Origin of the sequence: Shewanella sp. 10N.286.48.B5, assembly GCF_002874355.2 — a bacterium.
Taxonomy (GTDB): Bacteria; Pseudomonadota; Gammaproteobacteria; order Enterobacterales; family Shewanellaceae; genus Shewanella.
The window spans coordinates 1,251,806-1,271,228 of record NZ_MCVG02000001.1 but is presented as its reverse complement, the minus strand read 5'-3'; the positions used below and the strand labels follow the sequence as shown (position 1 = coordinate 1,271,228).

At 38.9% G+C, this 19,423-nt stretch carries 22 protein-coding genes; 4 read left to right on the top strand and 18 right to left on the bottom strand.

From position 1 onward, the window contains the following. Nucleotides 1-165: 165 nt before the first annotated feature. From BCU57_RS05500 to BCU57_RS05475, 6 genes are all read right to left on the bottom strand, one after another. A complete protein-coding gene (locus BCU57_RS05500; RefSeq protein WP_082419996.1) occupies nt 166-609 on the bottom strand; it encodes a YiiD C-terminal domain-containing protein in 444 nt (147 codons plus the stop codon). Between the two features lie 65 nt (nt 610-674). Further along, a complete protein-coding gene (locus tag BCU57_RS05495) occupies nt 675-1,319 on the bottom strand; it encodes a DsbA family oxidoreductase (protein WP_055024797.1) in 645 nt (214 codons plus the stop codon). Between the two features lie 120 nt (nt 1,320-1,439). Continuing rightward, a complete protein-coding gene (locus tag BCU57_RS05490; RefSeq protein WP_055024798.1) occupies nt 1,440-1,751 on the bottom strand; it encodes an EthD family reductase in 312 nt (103 codons plus the stop codon). Between the two features lie 45 nt (nt 1,752-1,796). Further along, entirely contained in the window at nt 1,797-2,597 is an 801-nt protein-coding gene (locus tag BCU57_RS05485) for an SDR family NAD(P)-dependent oxidoreductase (protein ID WP_055024799.1), read from the bottom strand. A 141-nt stretch (nt 2,598-2,738) separates the two neighbouring features. Beyond that, complete coding sequence (locus BCU57_RS05480) at nt 2,739-3,560, bottom strand: helix-turn-helix domain-containing protein (protein ID WP_198589623.1); 822 nt, start codon at nt 3,558-3,560, stop codon at nt 2,739-2,741. Nucleotides 3,561-3,725: 165 nt separating this feature from the next. Continuing rightward, nucleotides 3,726-4,319, bottom strand: a complete 594-nt coding sequence (locus tag BCU57_RS05475; RefSeq protein ID WP_055024800.1) for a TetR/AcrR family transcriptional regulator — start codon at nt 4,317-4,319, stop codon at nt 3,726-3,728. Nucleotides 4,320-4,428: 109 nt separating this feature from the next. On the opposite strand from BCU57_RS05475, the gene BCU57_RS05470 reads away from it, so the two are divergent. Together BCU57_RS05470 and BCU57_RS05465 are read left to right on the top strand one after the other, a co-directional pair. After that, entirely contained in the window at nt 4,429-5,247 is an 819-nt protein-coding gene (locus tag BCU57_RS05470; protein WP_055024801.1) for a peroxiredoxin family protein, read from the top strand. An 18-nt stretch (nt 5,248-5,265) separates the two neighbouring features. Continuing rightward, a complete protein-coding gene (locus tag BCU57_RS05465) occupies nt 5,266-5,823 on the top strand; it encodes a carboxymuconolactone decarboxylase family protein (RefSeq protein WP_055024802.1) in 558 nt (185 codons plus the stop codon). A 355-nt stretch (nt 5,824-6,178) separates the two neighbouring features. On the opposite strand, the gene BCU57_RS05460 is transcribed toward BCU57_RS05465, so the two are convergent. Both BCU57_RS05460 and BCU57_RS05455 read right to left on the bottom strand, forming a co-directional pair. Further along, a complete protein-coding gene (locus BCU57_RS05460) occupies nt 6,179-7,612 on the bottom strand; it encodes a DEAD/DEAH box helicase (RefSeq protein ID WP_102437144.1) in 1,434 nt (477 codons plus the stop codon). Then, nucleotides 7,609-8,133: a hypothetical protein gene (locus BCU57_RS05455; RefSeq protein WP_102437142.1), complete on the bottom strand. Its 525-nt coding sequence runs from the start codon at nt 8,131-8,133 to the stop codon at nt 7,609-7,611. Before BCU57_RS05455 ends, BCU57_RS05460 begins: the two co-directional genes overlap by 4 nt. A gap of 102 nt (nt 8,134-8,235) precedes the next feature. Here BCU57_RS05455 and BCU57_RS05450 point away from each other — a divergent pair, with 102 nt between their 5' ends. Continuing rightward, the gene (locus tag BCU57_RS05450) at nt 8,236-8,472 is read left to right on the top strand and encodes a helix-turn-helix domain-containing protein (RefSeq protein WP_102437140.1); all 237 of its coding nucleotides are present in this window, start codon (nt 8,236-8,238) and stop codon (nt 8,470-8,472) included. 195 nt (nt 8,473-8,667) lie between these two features. Here the strand turns inward: BCU57_RS05450 and BCU57_RS05445 are convergent, their stop codons facing one another. From BCU57_RS05445 to BCU57_RS05405, 9 genes are all read right to left on the bottom strand, one after another. Further along, nucleotides 8,668-9,066, bottom strand: coding sequence for a LexA family protein (locus BCU57_RS05445; RefSeq protein WP_102437138.1), 399 nt, complete (start codon nt 9,064-9,066; stop codon nt 8,668-8,670). A 45-nt stretch (nt 9,067-9,111) separates the two neighbouring features. After that, nucleotides 9,112-9,318 (bottom strand): carbon storage regulator, encoded by a 207-nt coding sequence (locus BCU57_RS05440; protein ID WP_102437136.1) that lies wholly within the window; start codon nt 9,316-9,318, stop codon nt 9,112-9,114. 509 nt (nt 9,319-9,827) lie between these two features. Then, on the bottom strand, nt 9,828-11,300 hold the full coding sequence (gene ltrA / locus BCU57_RS05435) for a group II intron reverse transcriptase/maturase (RefSeq protein WP_102437134.1): 1,473 nt from the start codon (nt 11,298-11,300) through the stop codon (nt 9,828-9,830). 692 nt (nt 11,301-11,992) lie between these two features. Beyond that, nucleotides 11,993-12,466 (bottom strand): hypothetical protein, encoded by a 474-nt coding sequence (locus BCU57_RS05430; RefSeq protein ID WP_102437132.1) that lies wholly within the window; start codon nt 12,464-12,466, stop codon nt 11,993-11,995. A 107-nt stretch (nt 12,467-12,573) separates the two neighbouring features. Next, nucleotides 12,574-13,239 (bottom strand): hypothetical protein, encoded by a 666-nt coding sequence (locus tag BCU57_RS05425; RefSeq protein WP_102437130.1) that lies wholly within the window; start codon nt 13,237-13,239, stop codon nt 12,574-12,576. A 118-nt stretch (nt 13,240-13,357) separates the two neighbouring features. Continuing rightward, the gene (locus BCU57_RS05420; protein ID WP_102437128.1) at nt 13,358-13,885 is read right to left on the bottom strand and encodes a hypothetical protein; all 528 of its coding nucleotides are present in this window, start codon (nt 13,883-13,885) and stop codon (nt 13,358-13,360) included. Nucleotides 13,886-13,969: 84 nt separating this feature from the next. Then, on the bottom strand, nt 13,970-14,812 hold the full coding sequence (locus tag BCU57_RS05415) for a hypothetical protein (protein WP_102437126.1): 843 nt from the start codon (nt 14,810-14,812) through the stop codon (nt 13,970-13,972). An 80-nt stretch (nt 14,813-14,892) separates the two neighbouring features. Then, nucleotides 14,893-15,924, bottom strand: coding sequence for a glycosaminoglycan attachment site (locus tag BCU57_RS05410; RefSeq protein WP_241903481.1), 1,032 nt, complete (start codon nt 15,922-15,924; stop codon nt 14,893-14,895). A gap of 117 nt (nt 15,925-16,041) precedes the next feature. Beyond that, complete coding sequence (locus BCU57_RS05405; protein ID WP_102437122.1) at nt 16,042-16,560, bottom strand: GNAT family N-acetyltransferase; 519 nt, start codon at nt 16,558-16,560, stop codon at nt 16,042-16,044. A 186-nt stretch (nt 16,561-16,746) separates the two neighbouring features. On the opposite strand from BCU57_RS05405, the gene BCU57_RS05400 reads away from it, so the two are divergent. Further along, nucleotides 16,747-17,790 carry an IS110 family transposase gene (locus BCU57_RS05400; protein ID WP_102437120.1) on the top strand — a complete coding sequence of 348 codons (1,044 nt, stop codon included), beginning with the start codon at nt 16,747-16,749 and terminating at the stop codon, nt 17,788-17,790. Nucleotides 17,791-18,285: 495 nt separating this feature from the next. Here BCU57_RS05400 and BCU57_RS05395 read toward each other — a convergent pair whose 3' ends face one another. After that, nucleotides 18,286-19,317: a DUF2157 domain-containing protein gene (locus BCU57_RS05395; protein WP_102437118.1), complete on the bottom strand. Its 1,032-nt coding sequence runs from the start codon at nt 19,315-19,317 to the stop codon at nt 18,286-18,288. Nucleotides 19,318-19,423: the final 106 nt, after the last annotated feature.

Sequence of the window (19,423 nt, the reverse complement as noted above, 5' to 3'; positions counted from 1 at the left end):
TACAAAACGAGCGGTGAACGGTAGCCGAAGAGTACAGGGCAAGATCACGAAGCTTTACCTTGTGCTAAGTTTTTTATCTTATACTTCTTTTTGATAACAAACCAAGTCAACCATGTCTAAGCTCAATTTATTCAAGTACTTTGTAGCCTTCATTGCATTTTGACCTTATAACTCTTTATTAAAAACGACGTATACTCCCTCAAAAGTAGCAACCAACTCATCCGCACAAAATAGATTGCAGGCTATTTGAACACGACCTTTTCCCTTGCGTTGAAACGCACGATGAAACCGAGACCACGCCGTAAGGTTGTCATATTTACATACTGCTGTTACATCTTTGCTGGCGGGTTTCAAGTATCGAATGCTATTTTTTTGAATAACAATTTGATGTTTTTTACCCTCCAGCTGGGCATAAACTAAAGACCAACCTGCCAAAATACCAACAACAGACAAGCTGCCGCCAAACACCGTATTCATGTGGTTTGTATTCATTCTCAATGGTGCAGTAATCTCGATATTTTTGCTGCTACAAGTATTCACACCGATACCGAGAGACTTTGATACTGGTATATGATGATGAAGGTAGACTTCAAGCTCTCTATGTTTCATATAGACCGTTGCCTTTTTTAGACCGCCAAAATATTGCAAAAGTCCGTTTTAGAGGGATGCAGGAATTACATTTTAGCTAATTCAGTTAATACTTGCTTATACGTATCCACTGATTGGGCTCCAGAAATAGCGCTCTCGCGATTGAATACAACTGTTGGAACACCTGATATACCCGCTTGTTTCCATTTCTGTTCCAGCGACTGGACATGACTTCGCATATTATCGTCATCTAGGCATTGCATTGCTTCGTCAACATTAATACCAAGACTTTGCAACTCTTGCTCGAGGGTACTCTTGCTGGATATATCTTTTTGCTCGCTATAAAACGAAGCAAATAACCGGTTTTTAAGCTCGGTTTGCTTGCCTACACTTTTTGCATGCTCCAGAAGAATATGAGCATCAAGGGTATTTACAGCTTTTAGCCCGTCAAAGTAGTCGAATTTAAACCCAACGTCTTCTCCAAGCTCTGTCATCTCTTTTCTGAAACGAATGCTATCTTCTAATGTAGTACCGTACTTCCTTTTAAGGTGGGCACGTAGGTCTTCACCTTCAAGCGGCATATCTGGATTTAACTGAAAAGGTTGCCACTCAATCTCAATGCGATCTTCTATCCCAAGCTCTTTTATCGCGGTATTTAAACGCTTATAACCGATAATACACCAAGGACAAATCACATCTGACACTATATCCAATTTGATTTTCTTATTCATATTTAACTCTTTTTTATCAAGCGTTTAGCTTCAATTTTATTTCATTAAATAACACTAAGCTGAATCCAAATTGTTTATTATTCGGTATCCTGCTCATTTTCACCGTAGAGAGTTGCGGTTCTATATTTTTTGCTCACAAAGCTGAATTGTTGGAACGGTATTAGTGAAGTTCGGTACATCAGCTTTTATCTTCTCTGCATTTGGGCCAAATGCCGTTTGAAATGACTCTATAGATTCAAATGAAATTGTACTAATCGCCACATATGCCGCTGCTTCACCAGGAACAACACTTGTTAGCCCTGCATCTACTGTCGCCCCTTTTAGTGCGTCTCCCAGAAGCTCTCCTATCATAGGAACATGTTTGTTGCAGTAGTAATCAAAATCAAAAATCACATCATCGTTATTTGGGTATATTACGTATACTTTAATCATTGCTTTTTCCCTTTTTCTTTCACTAAAGTTTTAAACTGTTGGGGGTTACATTTTGTTCTTGGGCATTGCTTTTCCAATCATTGATTCACCCATTATTGCCTGCTTTTGGTGGGAGATGATCCCAGAAAGAATAGCGGTCATTCGATTACGTTTACCTGGAACCACAACTGCTTTTCTACCCAAACCATTGATAGCTATTTCTGCTACTTCCGCAGGATCTTTTGCAACCATAGGTAGTTTTGACCAGTCAACACCATTATCAGCAGTCATCGGTGTAGTTGTTAACCCAGGAGAAAGAACCGTTACATCAATACCTTTGGGTTTAAGTTCGCCATGAAGAGATGCACCTAGCTGAAGAACATAGGCTTTGGTACCTGCATAATTTGAAAAATATGGGGAAACCATATGACCAGAAAGACTTGATACCATTAAAATACCGCCTCTTTTTCTTTCGATCATCGCTGGTGTAAAGTGGTGAGTCAGTTGCAATACAGAGGTAACGTTAAGCTGTATCATCTTCAACTCTTGCTCTAGAGATGATTTAGCAAACGAACCATTAACTTCAATACCAGCGGCTAGTACAAGTAGCCCAATACTTTTGTCAATTTGCTTAACTTTTTCGACGCCTTCTGACGTACTTAAGTCAGCAGAAACTGTCATTGCTTTAATTCCGTAGCGTTCCGTAAGCAACGTAGCTTGCTCTTCAAGCTCTTTTTCTCGACGAGCGACCAAAACAACGTTCAATCCTTTTGCCGCAATCTGGCTTGCCATTTCTGCGCCAATGCCTGATGTTGCCCCTGTGATAAGTGCCCAATCACCATATTTTTCTTTAAAGCTGATACCCATAATTCGTTACCTTTCTCTGTGTTTAGTTGATGGGGTAACTATATGGAATTTGGAGGTACAGAGCTCTCCATAAAAGTTCAAAAATTGCTCACATTAGTTCAAACGAGCCAACCTGAATAGAAAGGTTAAAATGCGGTGGTGTCAAGTTAAACGAAATTGAGAAGGGGATAGGCCTGTTTGTCCTTTAAAGGCACGGTTAAACGTGGAAACCGACTCGAAACCCGTTTCAAAAACGATGTCGGAGATACGTAAGCTATTATCTTTCAGTAACACTTTAGCTTTGTTGATTTTTAATTTGCTAATGTATTTTATTGGGGGTTCTGAATACACCTCTTTAAACTTACGTTTAAAAGTAGAAACACTCATATGACACAGTGCTGCCAACTCATCCACACTCAGATCCGCATACAGATTACTTTGGATAATATCTTCAAATTTGGCAAAGTTAGGTTTAAACATAGAAGCAAGAAAATCGAGTTCAGAAGGTGCGCCGGTTCTTTTCGCCATAAGAATGACAAATTCACGTAGTTTGCTCTCGATAAGCAAATCATCCGCCAACTCTGGAGAATCCAGCAATATACTGATGCTATCACGATAGTGCTCTAGCAATTTGTCCACTTCAACCTGCAAAATATTATAATCGACCCTGTATTTTGACTGGCTAATATCAAAGTTAAACAGTGACTGAAATATTTCAGGATAGAGAAGGATACCAATCGCTTCACCTGCACCTTCATCATTATGATAGCTAGTGTTTTCATAAAAGTAGTTAGTGCATTTTGCCAGTATTCCGCAGTTTTTGTTCAATGAAGCAGATTCTGTCTGTTCCCTGACGTTAAAATCGCCATTTGTGACAAACGCAAAACACGCTTCACTGTCTACAAATACGCGCGGCATACGTTTGAAACTGGGTATATCTTGTTTTTGAAAAACAATACGTCCATTATATTTTATTGTTTTCATTTAAAGGCACCATTCAATAGTATTGCGATAAGGATAAAGCAGTCTACCTGCTCGATTAACTAATTGGCTCAACTAGAATCGTGTTGCTACGGTGCTGCATTCATAATCATTAGACATCTAAAACTCGACAACAAAACTAAAGCTCGAGAATAGCCTACGCATAATCTATTTTTCAAATGTACTCAATACAAGCATGAATACGTGTATAGATCGAGCGAGAGATTCATGTGGTCTTTGCCCTCTTGATTGAACTTTGAGTCCTTGACGAAACGTAAGGAAATAGTCGGTCAAATGCTCCGCATCTATACCATCAATAAGTCGTTCTGTTTTCTCATATTGAGTAAAAAATGCCAGTGTTGCAATACGACCTTGTTCAAACTTCTTAATAACATACTCATAGAGGGCTGGTTCGTTTGATTTTAATTCAACAATACTGTTTGTAATTAAGCAGCCGTAAGTGAGTAGATCATTCTCTGGATTTAAGAACTCACTATCAAATAAATATTGAAGATTCTCTGATATTAATTTATCTGAGTCGAGTTTCCTGAGTACCACAGACATGTGATGCTCAACATAGAAATCTACTATACATTTAAACACGGTTTCTTTGTTGCCAAACGCGTTGTAAATACTGGTTTTAGTTAATCCTGTAACGGTCGATAATTGATCCACCTTAGTCGACGCATAACCATGCTGCCAAAAATATTTGGCCATAACTCCAAGCACTTCTATCTCGTCAAACTGTCTTTTCTTTGCCATTTATCTATACAACTACATAAAATTCTTATTGACACCTATTGTACTAGTTAGTACATTAATTGCAAATGTACTAACTGGTACAATTAAACAAAACAATGAGGAACAAACGATGTTTTCAGCTATAGCACTATCACTACTTGGATTTGCCTCAACGGTGATTGGAAGTTTGCATTACTTTCTAAAAGTAAAAAAGAACAAGCCTCCCAAAAATCCTATCATCCTTATGCTAGCACTTGCGGCAGGTGTCCTTTTGGGGCTAGGTGCAATTATCAGTGGGATTATAAATATGCATTGGAGCTTTGTTTTCGTTGTCTTAATGTCCAGCTTTTCCATATTTCTTGGTGGTAAATTCATTTGGGTATTCAGTCAAAAAGATACTCCTCTAGGTGATATTAAAGTTGTAATTGGAGATAAGTTCCCACAATTCGAATCAACAACATATGACAACGAGATTTATTCGGCTGATGACATAAAAAATCAACGCGTTCTACTCAAGTTTTACCGAGGTGCTTGGTGTCCATACTGTAGTGCTGAATTAAAAATGTTTAACGATATGAAACCGACCCTAGATCGATATGGCGTTAAGGTCGTTGCGTTGTCGGGAGATACGGCAGAACAAGCAAAAATGCACATCGAACGAGATAGTTTAGATTTTCTTCTTTTGTCAGACCCAGAACTCAAAGTAGTTAAACAATACGGCGTTGAACACCACAAGGCTTTAGGGGCTGACTCGTCTAAAACAAAAACAGTATTAGGGCTGCCATTTCCTACTTCATTTGAATACAAATCAATGTCTATCCCAACATCGGTCTTAATTGATGAACATGGTGTCATCCAATGGATAGATCAGTCTGAAGACTATCGACTAAGAGCAAGCGAAGAACGATTAACTCAAGCCTTACGTAACGCTTTCACCATTAATAAATAATAAACCGAGAGAATTATTATGTTTAACTACCACAATATTGAAACAGCACCAGAAGCTTCAAAGCAAATGATGGAGCAATCTAAAAAATCACTTGGTTTAATTCCAAATTTACATAAAGTGCTAGCAGATGCTCCCGCAACTTATCAAGCTTATTTGAAGACTTATGAGTTATTCACGCAAAGTACACTATTCAGTCCACTCGAAGCTCAAGTGGTTCTGATGACCTCAAACTTTGAAAACAACTGTCACTATTGCGTTCCTGGTCATACGTGGATCATGAAATCAGCTAATATGCCAGAAAGCATTATTGAAGCACTACGGGAAGGAAATGAGTTACCTGATGTCAAACTACAAGCGTTGCATGTCTTTACTAAAGAGCTACTAGATAATCGTGGTCATATAGGTGATGAAAAGTTGCAGAACTTTCTAACGGTAGGATACACTGAGCGGCATGCACTTGAAGTGTTGACAGGCTTAGCTTGCAAACTCATTTCAAATTTCACCAATGCATTATCTCATACACCAGTTGATGCCCCATTAAAGGCTTTTGACTGGACTCACCCTTCAGAGAGGTAAGATCAATCTGAAGAGAGTATCTACTGATACTCTCTTTTAATGGCCGTGTATTTTCATAAGTATATGTGTTGTGGATTAGTAAATTTGGCCACATAGTCAGAACTCTAGGCATAAAGAAAAGTAAGTCAAATTACGAATCTTTAGTATAGCCTCATTCCTGCTCTAGCTTGTTATGGGGCATAAACGCGTTAAGCCCCTAACCCACTTCTGGACATTTCCAATGTTAGGAATGTAAGTAATACTAAAAACTTACAAATAATTTTTCTATATCAAGAGTGTGTTCAACTAAATGTTAGTGGCCAAATTCACTAAGCCACTACAATCCGATTCTTAAGTTTCTAGACCGTCCGTATAATCACCGCAATTCACTTAGCCCCAAAGCTATAGCTTCTTGCCGAAATCGCCCTAAAATATTAACGGTTTTGTCATACGAGCTTGTTAAAAAATGTTCTTCAACGGTTTCACTCTTTCCGTTAAAGGTTGAATGATCAATGAATTTATCATTCTCACAGAATTTGAGTTCTAATGAAGGGCTAGCCTTGCTTTCCTTAGCAAATGTTACCTCTGAAGAAGCTTCATTATTAGCATCTTTTTCATCACAATCTTTCATCTTTTCAAACTGAACGACATCAGCTTCAATAGGTACATCTTGCTTAACTCTATAAGCATATTCCAACAGCTTTGGTTCAGCAGGCATATACATAATAGCCTCTTGATTCGGGGAACTTGTCATTCTAAGTATTCGACCTAAAATTTGTCTATAATGCATTTCTGTTTTGATATTTGTTAGGTGGCAGCAAACCTGTAATCGAGGGATATTAGTTCCTTCACTAATCATGCCTACCGAAATAATCCATTTAGTTTTTGCATGTCTAAATTGTTGAATAATATTACTAGGATCATTTTCTTTGTACGTAACAACAACGGCATCTATGTTAAAATAGCCTTTCATTAATCTTGAAATCTGTTTTGCATGCTCAATGGATGAAGCGACGATTAATCCTGCTGCATCGGAGTTTTTCGCTCTTATTGATGTTAGTTTTTTTTGTGCTGAAGATACGATGTACTTAATGACCTTTTCGTTTTCAATAACTTCCTGATACGAAATGATTGACTCAGACAGTAAAGACTTAAAGCTCGTAAAGGTTTTAGTTTCATCGTCATCAATAACTGAAATGTTATTATTATCCACAGCTATTATCTGCGGAATTCGGCAAACACCATCCTGAATAGCCTCAGCAAGCCCATAAACGTAGTCACATGAAATTTTATAGCTTGGGTGTATATAGTTAGAAAGAACGATAGGAGCAGCGTCTGAGCGCCAAGGGGTTCCTGTTAGTGCTAGTGTGTATTTAGCTCTACCTTTGATGTTTAATATTATTTGTTCTCCCCATGCATTTGCATTCTCAATATTTGATCCTGCGCAGTGGTGGATCTCATCAAAGATTGCAAATACTCGATATCGAGAAAATAGCGCCCAAAATTTTGCATCGAGATGCTGTAAGTTTTGGTATGTCATAGATTGCCCTTTAGCACCCAACAAACCATCAAATCGTTCATTAATTCTCAATTGTAAACTTTGACTGAAGTCTTGAGATACGATGGAGGAAGGTGAAAAACAAATGACTAAATCAATCAGGTCGTTTTTCAATAATTGGTCGGCTAATTCAGATGCCATCAAGGTTTTACCTGCGCCAGGTGTTGCTAGGGCTAAAAAGTGGCAGTTGCCATTCAAGTATTGCTTTAATGCTTTATTGATACAACTCATTTGCCATTGTCTTAATTTCATATTTTCTCTAATGGTTTTAATTGCTTAAGTAGGCCTTCAATGGCTCTAATTTTCCCTAGGATTTTAGTGTTATTGTCTCTGGCTATGTTGTATTGCGGTTGTATTTCATCAACTAATTCAGGGCATTCTGAATAAAGCTCCTTGTATGCTTCTGACTCTCCTAAATTCAATAACAATTCAGCTTTATAGTGATTCAACTTGCTAAGTAATTGCTCTTGCTTACCATCAGGCTTCTTAAGTGATTTTATTGATTCAGACTTAACTTTTAAGGCTATTGCTTCAACGTCAAAACCAACTGTCTTTTTAAAACGAGTTAACCCTTTTTGTTTCGGTATTATTTTTTTAAGCCAGCCTTTTTTCACCAGCTTTAAAAGTTCGGCATATATTTTTCTTCGAACAATCGAAGGGTCTAAAGAGATATCTCCTTTCAATGCGAAATAGGCTGAACGGACATCATTGGTGGTGAAGTTGTCAAAGTTTTTCACCAGAATAATTTGAGCAACAATAGGGTCCAGTTTCAAAGTAAATCCTGATTCAATTAAATATAATAATGGGTATTATAGGGCGTGGTGCTTTAGCGCTCAACATGAAAATCTAATCATTTTACCTAAGGGAAAACTAGGGTGAGTGATTTAGTTAAACAGTTTGGTGATATGTTGCGCCTAAAGCGCAAAGACGCAGGTTATTCTCAAGAAGGTTTTGCCGCCTTTGTAGGTATTGAAAGAGGCAATTACGGCAAGATGGAGCGAGGCTTAGTTAATATAAAATTAGAAACCTTGTACAAATTGGCTAATGCGTTAAATTGCGAATTTGAAGAGATCATGCCGCCAAGAATAAAGTATAAAATTAATTTAGATTAGTCTAAAACATTCTAGTATCACATTCGTGATTCTTTAACCGCGACGTATACGACCTCTTGTCAATTGTGGCCTACGCAAAAGAAACCCACACGCGTAAAGAGCGCGTAGCAACAGGCAGTACAGGCAGTACAGGCAGTACAGGCAGTACAGGCATATCAAGTTTTGCTAAACCACTACAGTTACACGACAAGGATTTTATAGGAGCTTAGCGGGTCGGTGGCATCTTATTGAACGTGATACCACCCCTTCTAGCGTAAACATTTCACTGCTCGTTATTAGGGCAGGATCATAATCAGTATTAGCTGACAGCAGCAGTTGATTATGAGTATCAATAATTTTGCAAACAAATTCACCGTTATAACACCCGACGATCACATCGTTATTTTTAACGGTTAACTGCCTATCAACCACAAGAATATCGCCATCAAAGATGCCGACTCCATGCATCGAGTCGCCCTTAGCTTGACCTATAAACGTAGCGCTTGGGTGCTCTATTAGTAAATCATCAAGGCATAAGGGTGATTGCTTATATTCTGCGGCCGGGCTTTCAAAGCCTGTAATACCAGCACTTGCGTATATAGGAATAATCTTCATAACCAACACCACTGTACTTATATACAGTTATGGTAGTTAATTCTATTATTTTTGCAAGACTTTCTGAGTTCCATCTTGGAAGTATCGCTGCACTAGCTCTTTTCGCAGAATGGTAATTTTTTTATCAGCACTAATGCCCACTTTATCATTAGGCAATATCACGATTTCAATATCATCTAATAGATTGCCATGGGCATCATGCACCCCAGAGAGCACAACTGATTCATCTTTCAGGCGGGTTAAATACAACATAAAACATTCCTTGTTTTTAATATGTCGATAAAGTGTAGACCATTTTTATGAATTGCGAATAGAATAGATAAAGCCTAACGCTATAAATAATAAGGATGTTTAATGGGTCAAAGTGATAGTAAAAATACAAATATTGAATCCTACATCCATGAAGTTCTGTTATTAATTACTATTCAATCTCTGAATTTCTGCCCAAACGATATGCGTTTTGTTTCAAAAAAGATAAGACAGGCATAACTTCTAAGTTGAACGAGGCCCTTTCACATTAACGTTTCTAAAGCCAAAGCTTTATTAGGCCTACTTACTTTTTAAGTGCTAAATTGATTTGTGAGGTATAAATATGTTACGCCCCTAGCCCATTTATGGACATAAATAATTTAGACCTCTGACATGTTTCTGTCGGATAGGCGACACCTGTTACCAAGTGCCGCCCTCCTAAGAACCGTACGTGCAACTTTCACTGCATACGGCTCAAGCCTCCACTAAGGCGTGTTCTGTTACCCAGCACCTTACATAGCAGCCAAGACAGGTTCGAACCAAGAGTTTCTGCCTTGCTTAGCCCATTTCCGCCTACTTAAGTAAGCTTCGTATTCTGGGTCGTAAGGTATGGCTGCACTCCTGATTTTTACATGTCTTTTTATGAGCGTTTGAGCTATTTGTACAAGGTTAAATCGACAATCCATGTTAGCTATTTTCTGCCAACCGTGAAATTGCCATTGTCCCTTACCGTCCAAATAATATTTACGCCTCACCCAGTCTTTACTTTTAGTTGGATGACGCCTAACTGCCCAACGCCATAACAACCAGAAAAGTTGATGGCCTACATAACCGAAAACTTGCTTAGCAACACTGTGGCGATAATAGTTCGCCCATCCTCTCAGTTTCGGATTCAATATTTTGATTAAATCGTTAACGGGGATTGTTGGATGTTTTCTGATGAATTCACGTAGATTACTCAAAAATGATAGAACGTTGCTCTTGCTCGGTTTAATGAGCAGTTTGCCTTTGTACTTTCTAAGATTGAATCCCAGAAAGTCAAAGCCATCATCGATATGAGTTATGTGCGTTTTCTCATCAGAGAGTGTTAAGCCTCTTTCCTGTAGAAAGCCAATGAGCTGCGGCTTGATGTCATTAACGAGGACTTCCTTCGAAGAACCTGTGATAACAAAATCATCTGCGTATCCAATAAAGTTGACCCTATTACCTGTTTTACAGGCAATAGACTTAACCAACTGCTCTAATCCAGCAAGCGTGAGCAACATAAGCGTAGGCGATATTATCCCCCCTTGTGGTGTTCCTTCTGCTGTCTTATAGAACAATCCTTTGTCAACATAACCACACCCAAGCCATTGTTTCAGCATTCGTTTATCTAATTGAATGTTGTCGATGAGCCATTGATGACCAATCTTATCGAAGCAGGCTTTAATGTCACCCTCAAGAACCCATTGGCTAGAGTTTCTCTGACACAAGCATTTGAAGCACTGTGCAATGGCATCTGCTGCGCTTCGGTTGGGTCGAAAGCCATAGCTATTGAGGTCGGCTACCGTTTCCGAAATAGGCTCCAAGGCGAGCAGATGAAGCGCTTGCTGCGCTCTGTCTATCATGCAGGGAATGCCTAAAGGTCTGAGTTTGCCGTTTTTCTTGGGGATGTAGATACGCCTGAGCGGTTTGGCATGATAGCCTTTTCGACTCAGTTGATTGACCGCAGTCATACAACGAGCATCACTGTTCCAAATGATGCCGTCAACGCCTGGTGTTTTGCTGCCTTTATTTTGAGAAACTCTCTTAACAGCAAGCAATTTTGCTGATTTAGAGTGGGTTAATATCCACTGCAACGCTTTCGCCTTGCCGTGTTTACCTTCTCGGGTTGCTTTTGCAATGCGCATTTGAAGCTTTAATACATGTCGCTTAACCGCTTTCCAGTTAATGGATTGCCATTGAGCATTGTCAGGAGGTGCACTAACTTCAATTGAAGCCATCATTTGCGTTTCTCCTTGAATAAAGTTCTTCAAATCATCTTGCAACGGGAGACCAGCTAGAAGTCAGCTCGCTTTCGCGCCAGATAACAATCTGTATCCGCATCATTACAATGCGGCATTCGCTTTTTCTAGCCTCCTTTACCTGCATGACTATCGGCAGCCTTCGCAGACCACTTTCCCAAAGGGAGCAATACAGGCTTACCCTGTTCCGTATGTCGCGCAACGTCAGGTTAGATGCCCACTATAGTGCGAAGAGTTATTTGATCACGAAGGAGCACTGTCCAATCTCTTTCCAACTCTCATGCCTTTTGGCCACAGCGTATTAACCACTTCCGCTGTTTAACGTATAACGCACCTTATATGGATTCACTTACGTTCATCATACTGACACCCTAGCACTTACCCGATTGTGGTTATCAGGAGGAACGTCCTCTCACGATTTTGTTCCCGTCCAATGGACTTCGTTACATTGTCAGACTCGCTGCTTTATTCAGAGTCTTAGGGTCATCTGGTGATACAGATGGTTCACTCTTATCGCGGTGAACAGCGCTTCATACGACCTCAGGTCGCACGGACATTTTCGTGTTAGGACTTTGGGTAATCATGGCATTTCAGATTACCCAAAGTATGGATAAGCTCTAAACCTGTGGCCAATTTCAATTGGCCACTACAGTGTCCTTTGTTTAACGGCCTTGCTATATTTTTACTTGTTTATGCGTAGTTGACTGTTTACCCAAAACGCCTTTCATAGAAGGCGATACTGGCGTATCAACAGCAAACTCTCCAAACTCTGAGCAAAACTGTTTCCATTGGCGTGATAATAAACCTTTACCTCTGAAAAATGGATGAAACCAAACCCAGCATAATACCCATGTACCACTTACATTTTGAAATGCAGCTCCACCAATACAACGTGTGGGCATTTCAGAGTGCTCTTCTGTGCAAATATCCATTGCGCTTTCAGTAAATAAAAAGCCTACCGTATCACTGCTGTGGTTATTAGCATCGTATTGAACATAATCGTAGTGCATCTCTTTTTTAAAATAAGTTGCAAACTGTTCAAGAGCTTGCTTTTGCGAAATCTCACTTGCATCAGTTACTTTACGTAACCCACAAGCACTTAAACAAGTATCAAATACAGGCAATGATATTGTGTACTTATCGGACATTGAACTCTCCAAAAAAATATAACGCCCTAATAATGGGCAAAAATTGTTGGCTAAAATGTTGAGGAACGAAAACAGCCAACTGTTTTTTGTCCTTATTTATTAGCTTGTTATGTTGCAATGCCACAAGGGTAACCAATTTCTGAAATGTCCTTTTCTAGCTGTTTTAATGATACTTCAGAGTTTACTTCTTTAACCAATTCATCGGTTAAAGGTAAATGGTTATAAATCTTTGCAATAGTTGCAACATCCAGATCTACTTCATAGTACTCTTGAGCAAACACCCTATATGTTTCAGGGTTACAGTCAAAGATTTCTAAAAGATACTCTGAGCCATCAGGATCTTCGTCATCTGCAAATTCAAAGTCACCTTTACCCCAAAAGTTTGCCGAGTGAAGTTTCCAAATACAGAATGAAATATTATCCATAGAGAAAGCGGGTTCTTTAGAAGCAGCGATGAATTCAGAAGGTAATCCTTTTAATAAATCTGGCCATGGAACTTGCCCATCAGTACTCCAAGATGACATTGCTGATTCATGGTCAAAACCTTTAACAAAGCAGCCATTTTGATTGAAAAGTACAGAGAAGTCATCACCACAACCATTTCTCATCGAACCCATTTGTTCATTAACGTCCCAATTTGAGTTGAAGGAATAAAAACGTTCATCCCATTCAGGAGACATAATTGCATCTAGCATTGCGAGTGATTGGAGTAGCTTTTTTAACTCCAACACTTCTGGCATTGAGTTTAAATTTTTAGTTGATATAGCATCCAATGCTGGAGACTCCTTTGCAACATAACGCCGCATTAAGCGGACTAAAATTGTGGGTTATACTGTGAAGCGAAGCGGAACGTAACCCCCTGTTTTAGTTCAGTTAAAATGCCTTGCTAGGTTACTTTACCACTAGATCTTTCGGTTCAAGTCCTAATTCTGTTAATAGTTTTCTAATTTCAATAATTATTTGGTCTTTTTTAGATGGCCACTTTTTTTGGAGAACAGCTAAAGTGCGTTTAATCTCCTCACCATCATATGCATTACCACTTTTAATTGATTGCTCTTGTTTTTCAATCTCTTCTTTTAATCTATCTATTTCAGAGTTTAGTAGCTTCGATATAGCGATTAAGCTACCTCGATAATCGTCCCTTGTGCTCACAATCGCTCTCGCATCCACCAACAAATCATCTGATTTCCCAGGGGTTGCGTTATATATCATTTCACCTAATCGTTCAGTATAAAGTGACGGTGCGGATTCCGTTTTCTTTACATAAACCCTATTCGCGGTTTCGATTCCAATCTCAATTCCTCGCTTTTCTGCAAAAAAATCTGTTATAAAGAAAACTGCAACTCCTGTCAAAACACCTGAAATTATGCCAATTAGAATATTATCTATATATTTTTTAACCCGACTCTGTTCAGTCATATCACTCTCCTTGTAATCTAACGCCCAGCTCAGCGGGCAATTGGAGCGCAGCGGAAATTGTTCCGCTGCAGCTGTTTGTTATGTTTAAAATGGCAGGTCATCTGGTTCATCTAGCTTGCTTACCGTTGCCTCAACAGAGGCAGCGAGAGCTTCAACTTTTCCCAAGAGTTCCAATACGGACTCTATTGAAACCTCAATTGCTTCCCCGTCCTTGTTGTATCCTGCTCGATGAACACAATCATGACGCTTCATGACATCTTTGAATAACCACGATATATCACCAAAATCATGACCAAGAACATCCTTAAACATAGGCTTTACTTTCTTTAGATCATGAAATATTAGATCTTTGAGATAAGTAGCCACCGTGACCTTTAAACTTGATTGCTTTTCAAAAATCTCTTTAAGAGTAAATGTCCGTTTTGAGAATTCGGGGTCTGTTTCAACGAGTTTTCGTATCAACTCTTCAGAATTTGTAACTTTATGAATAAATGTTCCTGCCAAATAACCTTCAATTGCTGATACAACGTGACCATGTAGCATGACCCATAGGCTAAACAGGGTGTCAGGAGGAACTTCTACTTCTAGTAATGTTCTGACACTCTTCAAATGGTTTTGCAGAATTTCAAGATGAGTTTTACTATCGATATACCAGTAAAGCTCATCAGCTTCATCTTCTGGGTAATACGGCATCCCGTAATTTACATCCACATGCCCATAATCAATTGATGCCATCGCACTATAAAAAGTGTTAGTAACTTGAACCGTATATTCTTTATCGCAAGAAGGGCAAAGCACCTCCTGCCAAGAGTCGGTTTGGCTATCCTTATTCTTTTCGGCGGAAAAGTCAGGGTCTTGTACATAGACTATATCTTCTACATGCTCACCACATTCGCACGCAAACGAGATATCCATCTGTAAACTCATAACTCTCCTTTAAACATAACGCTTGCAACAGCAGCAAATTAAGAGCCTAAGCGAATAATTTGTCTGTCTGCTTGCTCTTGTTAAGCATCGCTACGTACGACTGCACTCATTAATTGTCTCAATAAAAGAAAATCGTCCGGTGCAATAACATCCATCATTCCTGTTTCAGGATCCACAAAGTATTGAGCTACTCGTTCATGATTGAAAGTACTTACATCCAAAGGGTGCTCTGCAAATGGGTTGTGTAAGATATGTAATCCATCTGCAATATCTTCTGCATAATCGGCTTTCATAGAATTACGCATCTCTGGGAAGATACTGTCATCAACAGGTAAATGACTAGTATGATAGACGGTTTGAGCACTTGGATTATCTGCCAAAGCACGAATTTTACCCCAAGTAGCTAAAGAACTATAAATTACAGCGCTAACATCTTTGAATTCATCCGTGGTGAAAAGACCTAATGGTATTGTGGCATTTTCATTTTTTATCACAGCATCAACTGGATATTTAATTAATTCATTAGCACCAGTTGCAATCGTTGTTTCCTCATCAACATATAGTCCATATAAGACTGCGACAATTGCTCTATTTACAGCATAGTGTGAATAAGGACGATCAAAAGATGCCAAACCAATAACATAGGGTTTATCTTTTACATGTTCTAGTTTGGAGTAACTAGTTCGATATTTTTTTATTTTGGACGAAAGGCTATTAGATATTCGAATTGCTGATTGTTGATTGAAAGTAGCAAAATCCGTTGGCGCAAATTTTTGAGAATGACCTGCAGGTGCTTCTCCGCCTTGGGGTGGTGCTGCAATTGTTGCTTCTAGTACAATAGGCCTGTCTAATTCAGTTACAAAATCTGGAGCATACTGAGAAAAGTCCGTATTAGCGCCAAGTTCATTTAAAAATGCATTAAGATATAACTCCCACATAGACGATTCGAAAGTAGTCTGAAGTTCATACACAAACTTTCCATCTCTATCTTCAAAACCTTTAGCCCATGAGTTTAAAACTTCTCGTTCAGGTCCGTATTGTTTCTGAAGCATCATTTTAAATATTGGATGTAACTTTTCATCCTCTGCTATAGGTGTAAATAAATCCATCATAACCCCACGATGTTGATGCGCTGCTTAACGGCCCAATTAACAGGCAAAAAATAGTTGGTTAAAATAAGCGACGAAGGAGCAAAAACCAACTGTTTTTTGTACTTGTTTAATTTCTTGTTAGGCAGCTATTGCACACAGTTTCAATTTCATGGGCTGAACAGATAATGCTGAACCTTCACGAAGAGCTTCTAATGCACCGTAAGGCTCAAAGCCATAGGCTTCATATAACTTTACTGCATTTTTATTAATGGTTGTTACCGCTAATGAAACATAATCTAAATTAAGTTCATTTGACCACGCTATGATGTTTTTAAGCAATAAACCACCTACACCTTGACCACGAACATTAGGAGAAACCCACATTTGATAAATATGAGCGGTTTTATCTTGAGGATTATGAAGTAATCCCCAAGCTAGACCAACTGCAAGCCCATTAAGCTCTGCAACAAGTGGTAGAGCAAATTTAACCATATTATCTAGGTCAAGACGAGAAACCCATTCCTCACGTGAAAATGAAAACTCTTTTTCATAACTACTACCAAAAGAGTTCGGAGAGTCCTGAAGAGAAAGAAGACGAAGCTCTCTGTATGTTGACCAATCATCTTTATTTAAGGCTCTAATGTTGAAACTACTCACCTAGCTTTCCTTTGCTGCCTAACGCCTCATTCAGAGGCAAAAAATAGTTGGTTAAAATAAGCGACGCAGGAGCAAAAACCAACTGTTTTTTGTCCTTTGGAATGACTTGATACTCATTGAGCCCCCTCCCTAGCAAGCCGCAACAGCGGTATGCTTAAGGTGACCAAACCAACAGGAGAAAGCTCAATGAGATTTTATAATAACTCACATCCATACTACTGTGGTATCGATTTACATGCACGTTTACTTTATGTATGCATCATTGATTCTAAAGGGGAAGTTGTCGTCCATAAAAAGATTGGCGCTGACAAAGATGACTTACTACTCATACTTGAACCCTATATCGGCAATGTCATTGTCGGGGTTGAGTGCATGCATTGTTGGTATTGGGTGTCAGACTGGTGTGCTGAACTGGGTATCGATTTTGTGTTAGGCCATGCGCTTTATATGAAGGCGATTCATGGCGGCAAAACTAAAAATGATAAAGTCGATTCCTTTAAAATTGCGACATTGCTTCGTGGTGGTAACTTCCCCATAGCCTACGATTACCCCAGTGAAATGCGCGCTGCACGTGATCTGTTACGCCGTCGTATGAAGATTGTCCGTCACGGCGCTATGCTCAAAGGTCATGTTGTTAACACCAACAGCCAATACAACTTACCTGCCACTGACCTAAACCTTAAAAACATCTCAGCAAGACAAAAACTGCGGGAGCAATATCAAGACCCTATTGTGCAACGTAATATCGATTTAGACATGGCACTCCTTGATTGCTATGCCAAGGAACTCGCGCAGGTCGAATGGTTCATTGAAAAACAGGCAAAAAACCATAATCCCGTCTATCTAGAACTGCTTAAAACCGTGCCTGGTATTGGTAAGGTTTTATCGCTGACAATTCTATATGAAATCGGTGATATAGCCCGATTTGAATCGGTACAAAAATTTGCCTCATACTCTCGTTTAGTAAAGTGCAAAGCTGAATCAGCCGGAAAAACCTACGGCACGAATGGCAATAAAATCGGTAATGCTCATTTAAAGTGGGCATTCTCTGAAGCAGCGGTGCTTTACCTACGTGGCAATGACAAAGCCCGTAACTACCTTAATCAATTACAAAAACGAATGAGTAAAGCCAAAGCATTATCGGCACTCGCTCATAAGCTTGGTCGCTGTGTTTATTTCATGTTGAAGAACAAAACGGTATTTGATGAGCAACGATTCTTGAAAGGATAAGTCGCGCAATAAGGTGAGCTGAACATCTAACTAGATACTCTTGAAAAGAGAAGCGAGCATGACCGTGAATGATGTGGCTAATGAAGCAATGACTTCACACCATCATCACTATGCCAAATGCTATTTAAGCTACATCGCCTTGATTAGACGCCTTATTGGCGCGCATTAATAAGTACAATTACCAAAGTCGTTTACACCTTAAATGAGCCTGAAACTAACTGTGCACAAAGCACCTCTGACTTGAATAGTGCCATCTTAGGGTTAACCGATAAATGTCTAGTGCCCCTGATATTTCAAAGGATTGAAAAGCGTCAGGCAGCGATAAGATCGCACTAAGAGAGCCTCTATATGTGTTTGCTGTAAACGATGATTTGACAGCTAAATGACAGACGAAGTAGATGAATTTGTTGATTGATTTTTATTTGACTGCAAAAGCAGTCAAATAAGTTAGGCTCGCCTATTGACTGGCGGAAGGCTCATATGTGTTAGATGCTATTACGCATGCTTATATTCTAATAATTCACGTAGCGCTTTTGGCAAAAAACTTCTTGCTTTGGATGTTATTATTAATTCATTTTTTTGCCAAAGAACTCCTAAATAGATAACGAACAAACCAAGCAGTGTTAAAGTTATAGGGAATAACCAGCTATCCTTAAAGATATCGGAGGCTAAATGACCTATATAACCAGAACAACCTATTGCACCAAATATAACAAATACTCTTCTGACAATTAGAACTCCAGTAAAAATCATAAATAGATTGATCGTAAAATAGATAAACTTCGATAATTCGCTATCAGAGTGTTGGAGAGACATTCCTCCCCAAAATGCAATTACGCCAAAGAGATATATCCAAAATGAATAATCAGCTTTATTGTGAGATCTAATATCAACCCAAAAAGCTAAAGCGATCATGAGTAGTCCAGAGTACATAGAAACTATTTTTCTGAGTTCCCAGCTATAATCTCCACCATTAATCATGACTGCAACATCCATAGTTAAATACCAAAGAGTTACTGCAATTGGCATAATTAAGAACGGATATTTATATTTCCAAGCAATAATAACTCCTACTGCTAGCGTACTTAATTCCATATAAAGCCAATGCCATTTGATATATCGATGGTATTCACGGTAAACACTGTCATCTGGCCAAACGCCTAAAGCATGCTGTAACCCATAAACCGCTAGTGGTGTTAATGCTATAACAAAAGTTCCACATATTCCTGCGGGGATAGCTAACTCTTTAGACTTAAAAATATTAGTAAGTTTCAAACCAACCGAACCATAAAACAAGGAGATAAAAACAATACCTACTCCACCGAACGACTCCCATCCTAAGTTCATAAAAAGAGTCATTGCTCCGATGGCAATCATTCCTCCGATGTAATAAAGAACGTGTGTAAAATCAAACTTAGGTGCTGTATTTGGTTGCTTGTTTAAAAATTCGATTAATTTTTCAGACTGCTCAAATGAAAGAATATTTTCATTTACAGCGGCTTCAAGGTTTTTCTTAGTAACGTTCAATCAAGACTCCTTTCTATGATGAGCATCTAACGCCGCATTAAGTGGTGAGCAACGCAGACCACTGAACTTAAAGCATTGTGCCGTAAACACTAAATTCAAAGCAAAC

Bases quoted from the DNA above. Each gene is read 5' to 3' on its own strand.
- BCU57_RS05500 (WP_082419996.1), bottom strand. From the start codon at position 609: ATGAAACATAGAGAGCTTGAAGTCTACCTTCATCATCATATACCAGTA.
- BCU57_RS05495 (WP_055024797.1), bottom strand. From the start codon at position 1,319: ATGAATAAGAAAATCAAATTGGATATAGTGTCAGATGTGATTTGTCCT.
- BCU57_RS05490 (WP_055024798.1), bottom strand. From the start codon at position 1,751: ATGATTAAAGTATACGTAATATACCCAAATAACGATGATGTGATTTTT.
- BCU57_RS05485 (WP_055024799.1), bottom strand. From the start codon at position 2,597: ATGGGTATCAGCTTTAAAGAAAAATATGGTGATTGGGCACTTATCACA.
- BCU57_RS05480 (WP_198589623.1), bottom strand. From the start codon at position 3,560: ATGAAAACAATAAAATATAATGGACGTATTGTTTTTCAAAAACAAGAT.
- BCU57_RS05475 (WP_055024800.1), bottom strand. From the start codon at position 4,319: ATGGCAAAGAAAAGACAGTTTGACGAGATAGAAGTGCTTGGAGTTATG.
- BCU57_RS05470 (WP_055024801.1), top strand. From the start codon at position 4,429: ATGTTTTCAGCTATAGCACTATCACTACTTGGATTTGCCTCAACGGTG.
- BCU57_RS05465 (WP_055024802.1), top strand. From the start codon at position 5,266: ATGTTTAACTACCACAATATTGAAACAGCACCAGAAGCTTCAAAGCAA.
- BCU57_RS05460 (WP_102437144.1), bottom strand. From the start codon at position 7,612: ATGAAATTAAGACAATGGCAAATGAGTTGTATCAATAAAGCATTAAAG.
- BCU57_RS05445 (WP_102437138.1), bottom strand. From the start codon at position 9,066: ATGAAGATTATTCCTATATACGCAAGTGCTGGTATTACAGGCTTTGAA.
- BCU57_RS05440 (WP_102437136.1), bottom strand. From the start codon at position 9,318: ATGTTGTATTTAACCCGCCTGAAAGATGAATCAGTTGTGCTCTCTGGG.
- ltrA (WP_102437134.1), bottom strand. From the start codon at position 11,300: ATGATGGCTTCAATTGAAGTTAGTGCACCTCCTGACAATGCTCAATGG.
- BCU57_RS05430 (WP_102437132.1), bottom strand. From the start codon at position 12,466: ATGTCCGATAAGTACACAATATCATTGCCTGTATTTGATACTTGTTTA.
- BCU57_RS05420 (WP_102437128.1), bottom strand. From the start codon at position 13,885: ATGACTGAACAGAGTCGGGTTAAAAAATATATAGATAATATTCTAATT.
- BCU57_RS05415 (WP_102437126.1), bottom strand. From the start codon at position 14,812: ATGAGTTTACAGATGGATATCTCGTTTGCGTGCGAATGTGGTGAGCAT.
- BCU57_RS05410 (WP_241903481.1), bottom strand. From the start codon at position 15,924: ATGATGGATTTATTTACACCTATAGCAGAGGATGAAAAGTTACATCCA.
- BCU57_RS05400 (WP_102437120.1), top strand. From the start codon at position 16,747: ATGAGATTTTATAATAACTCACATCCATACTACTGTGGTATCGATTTA.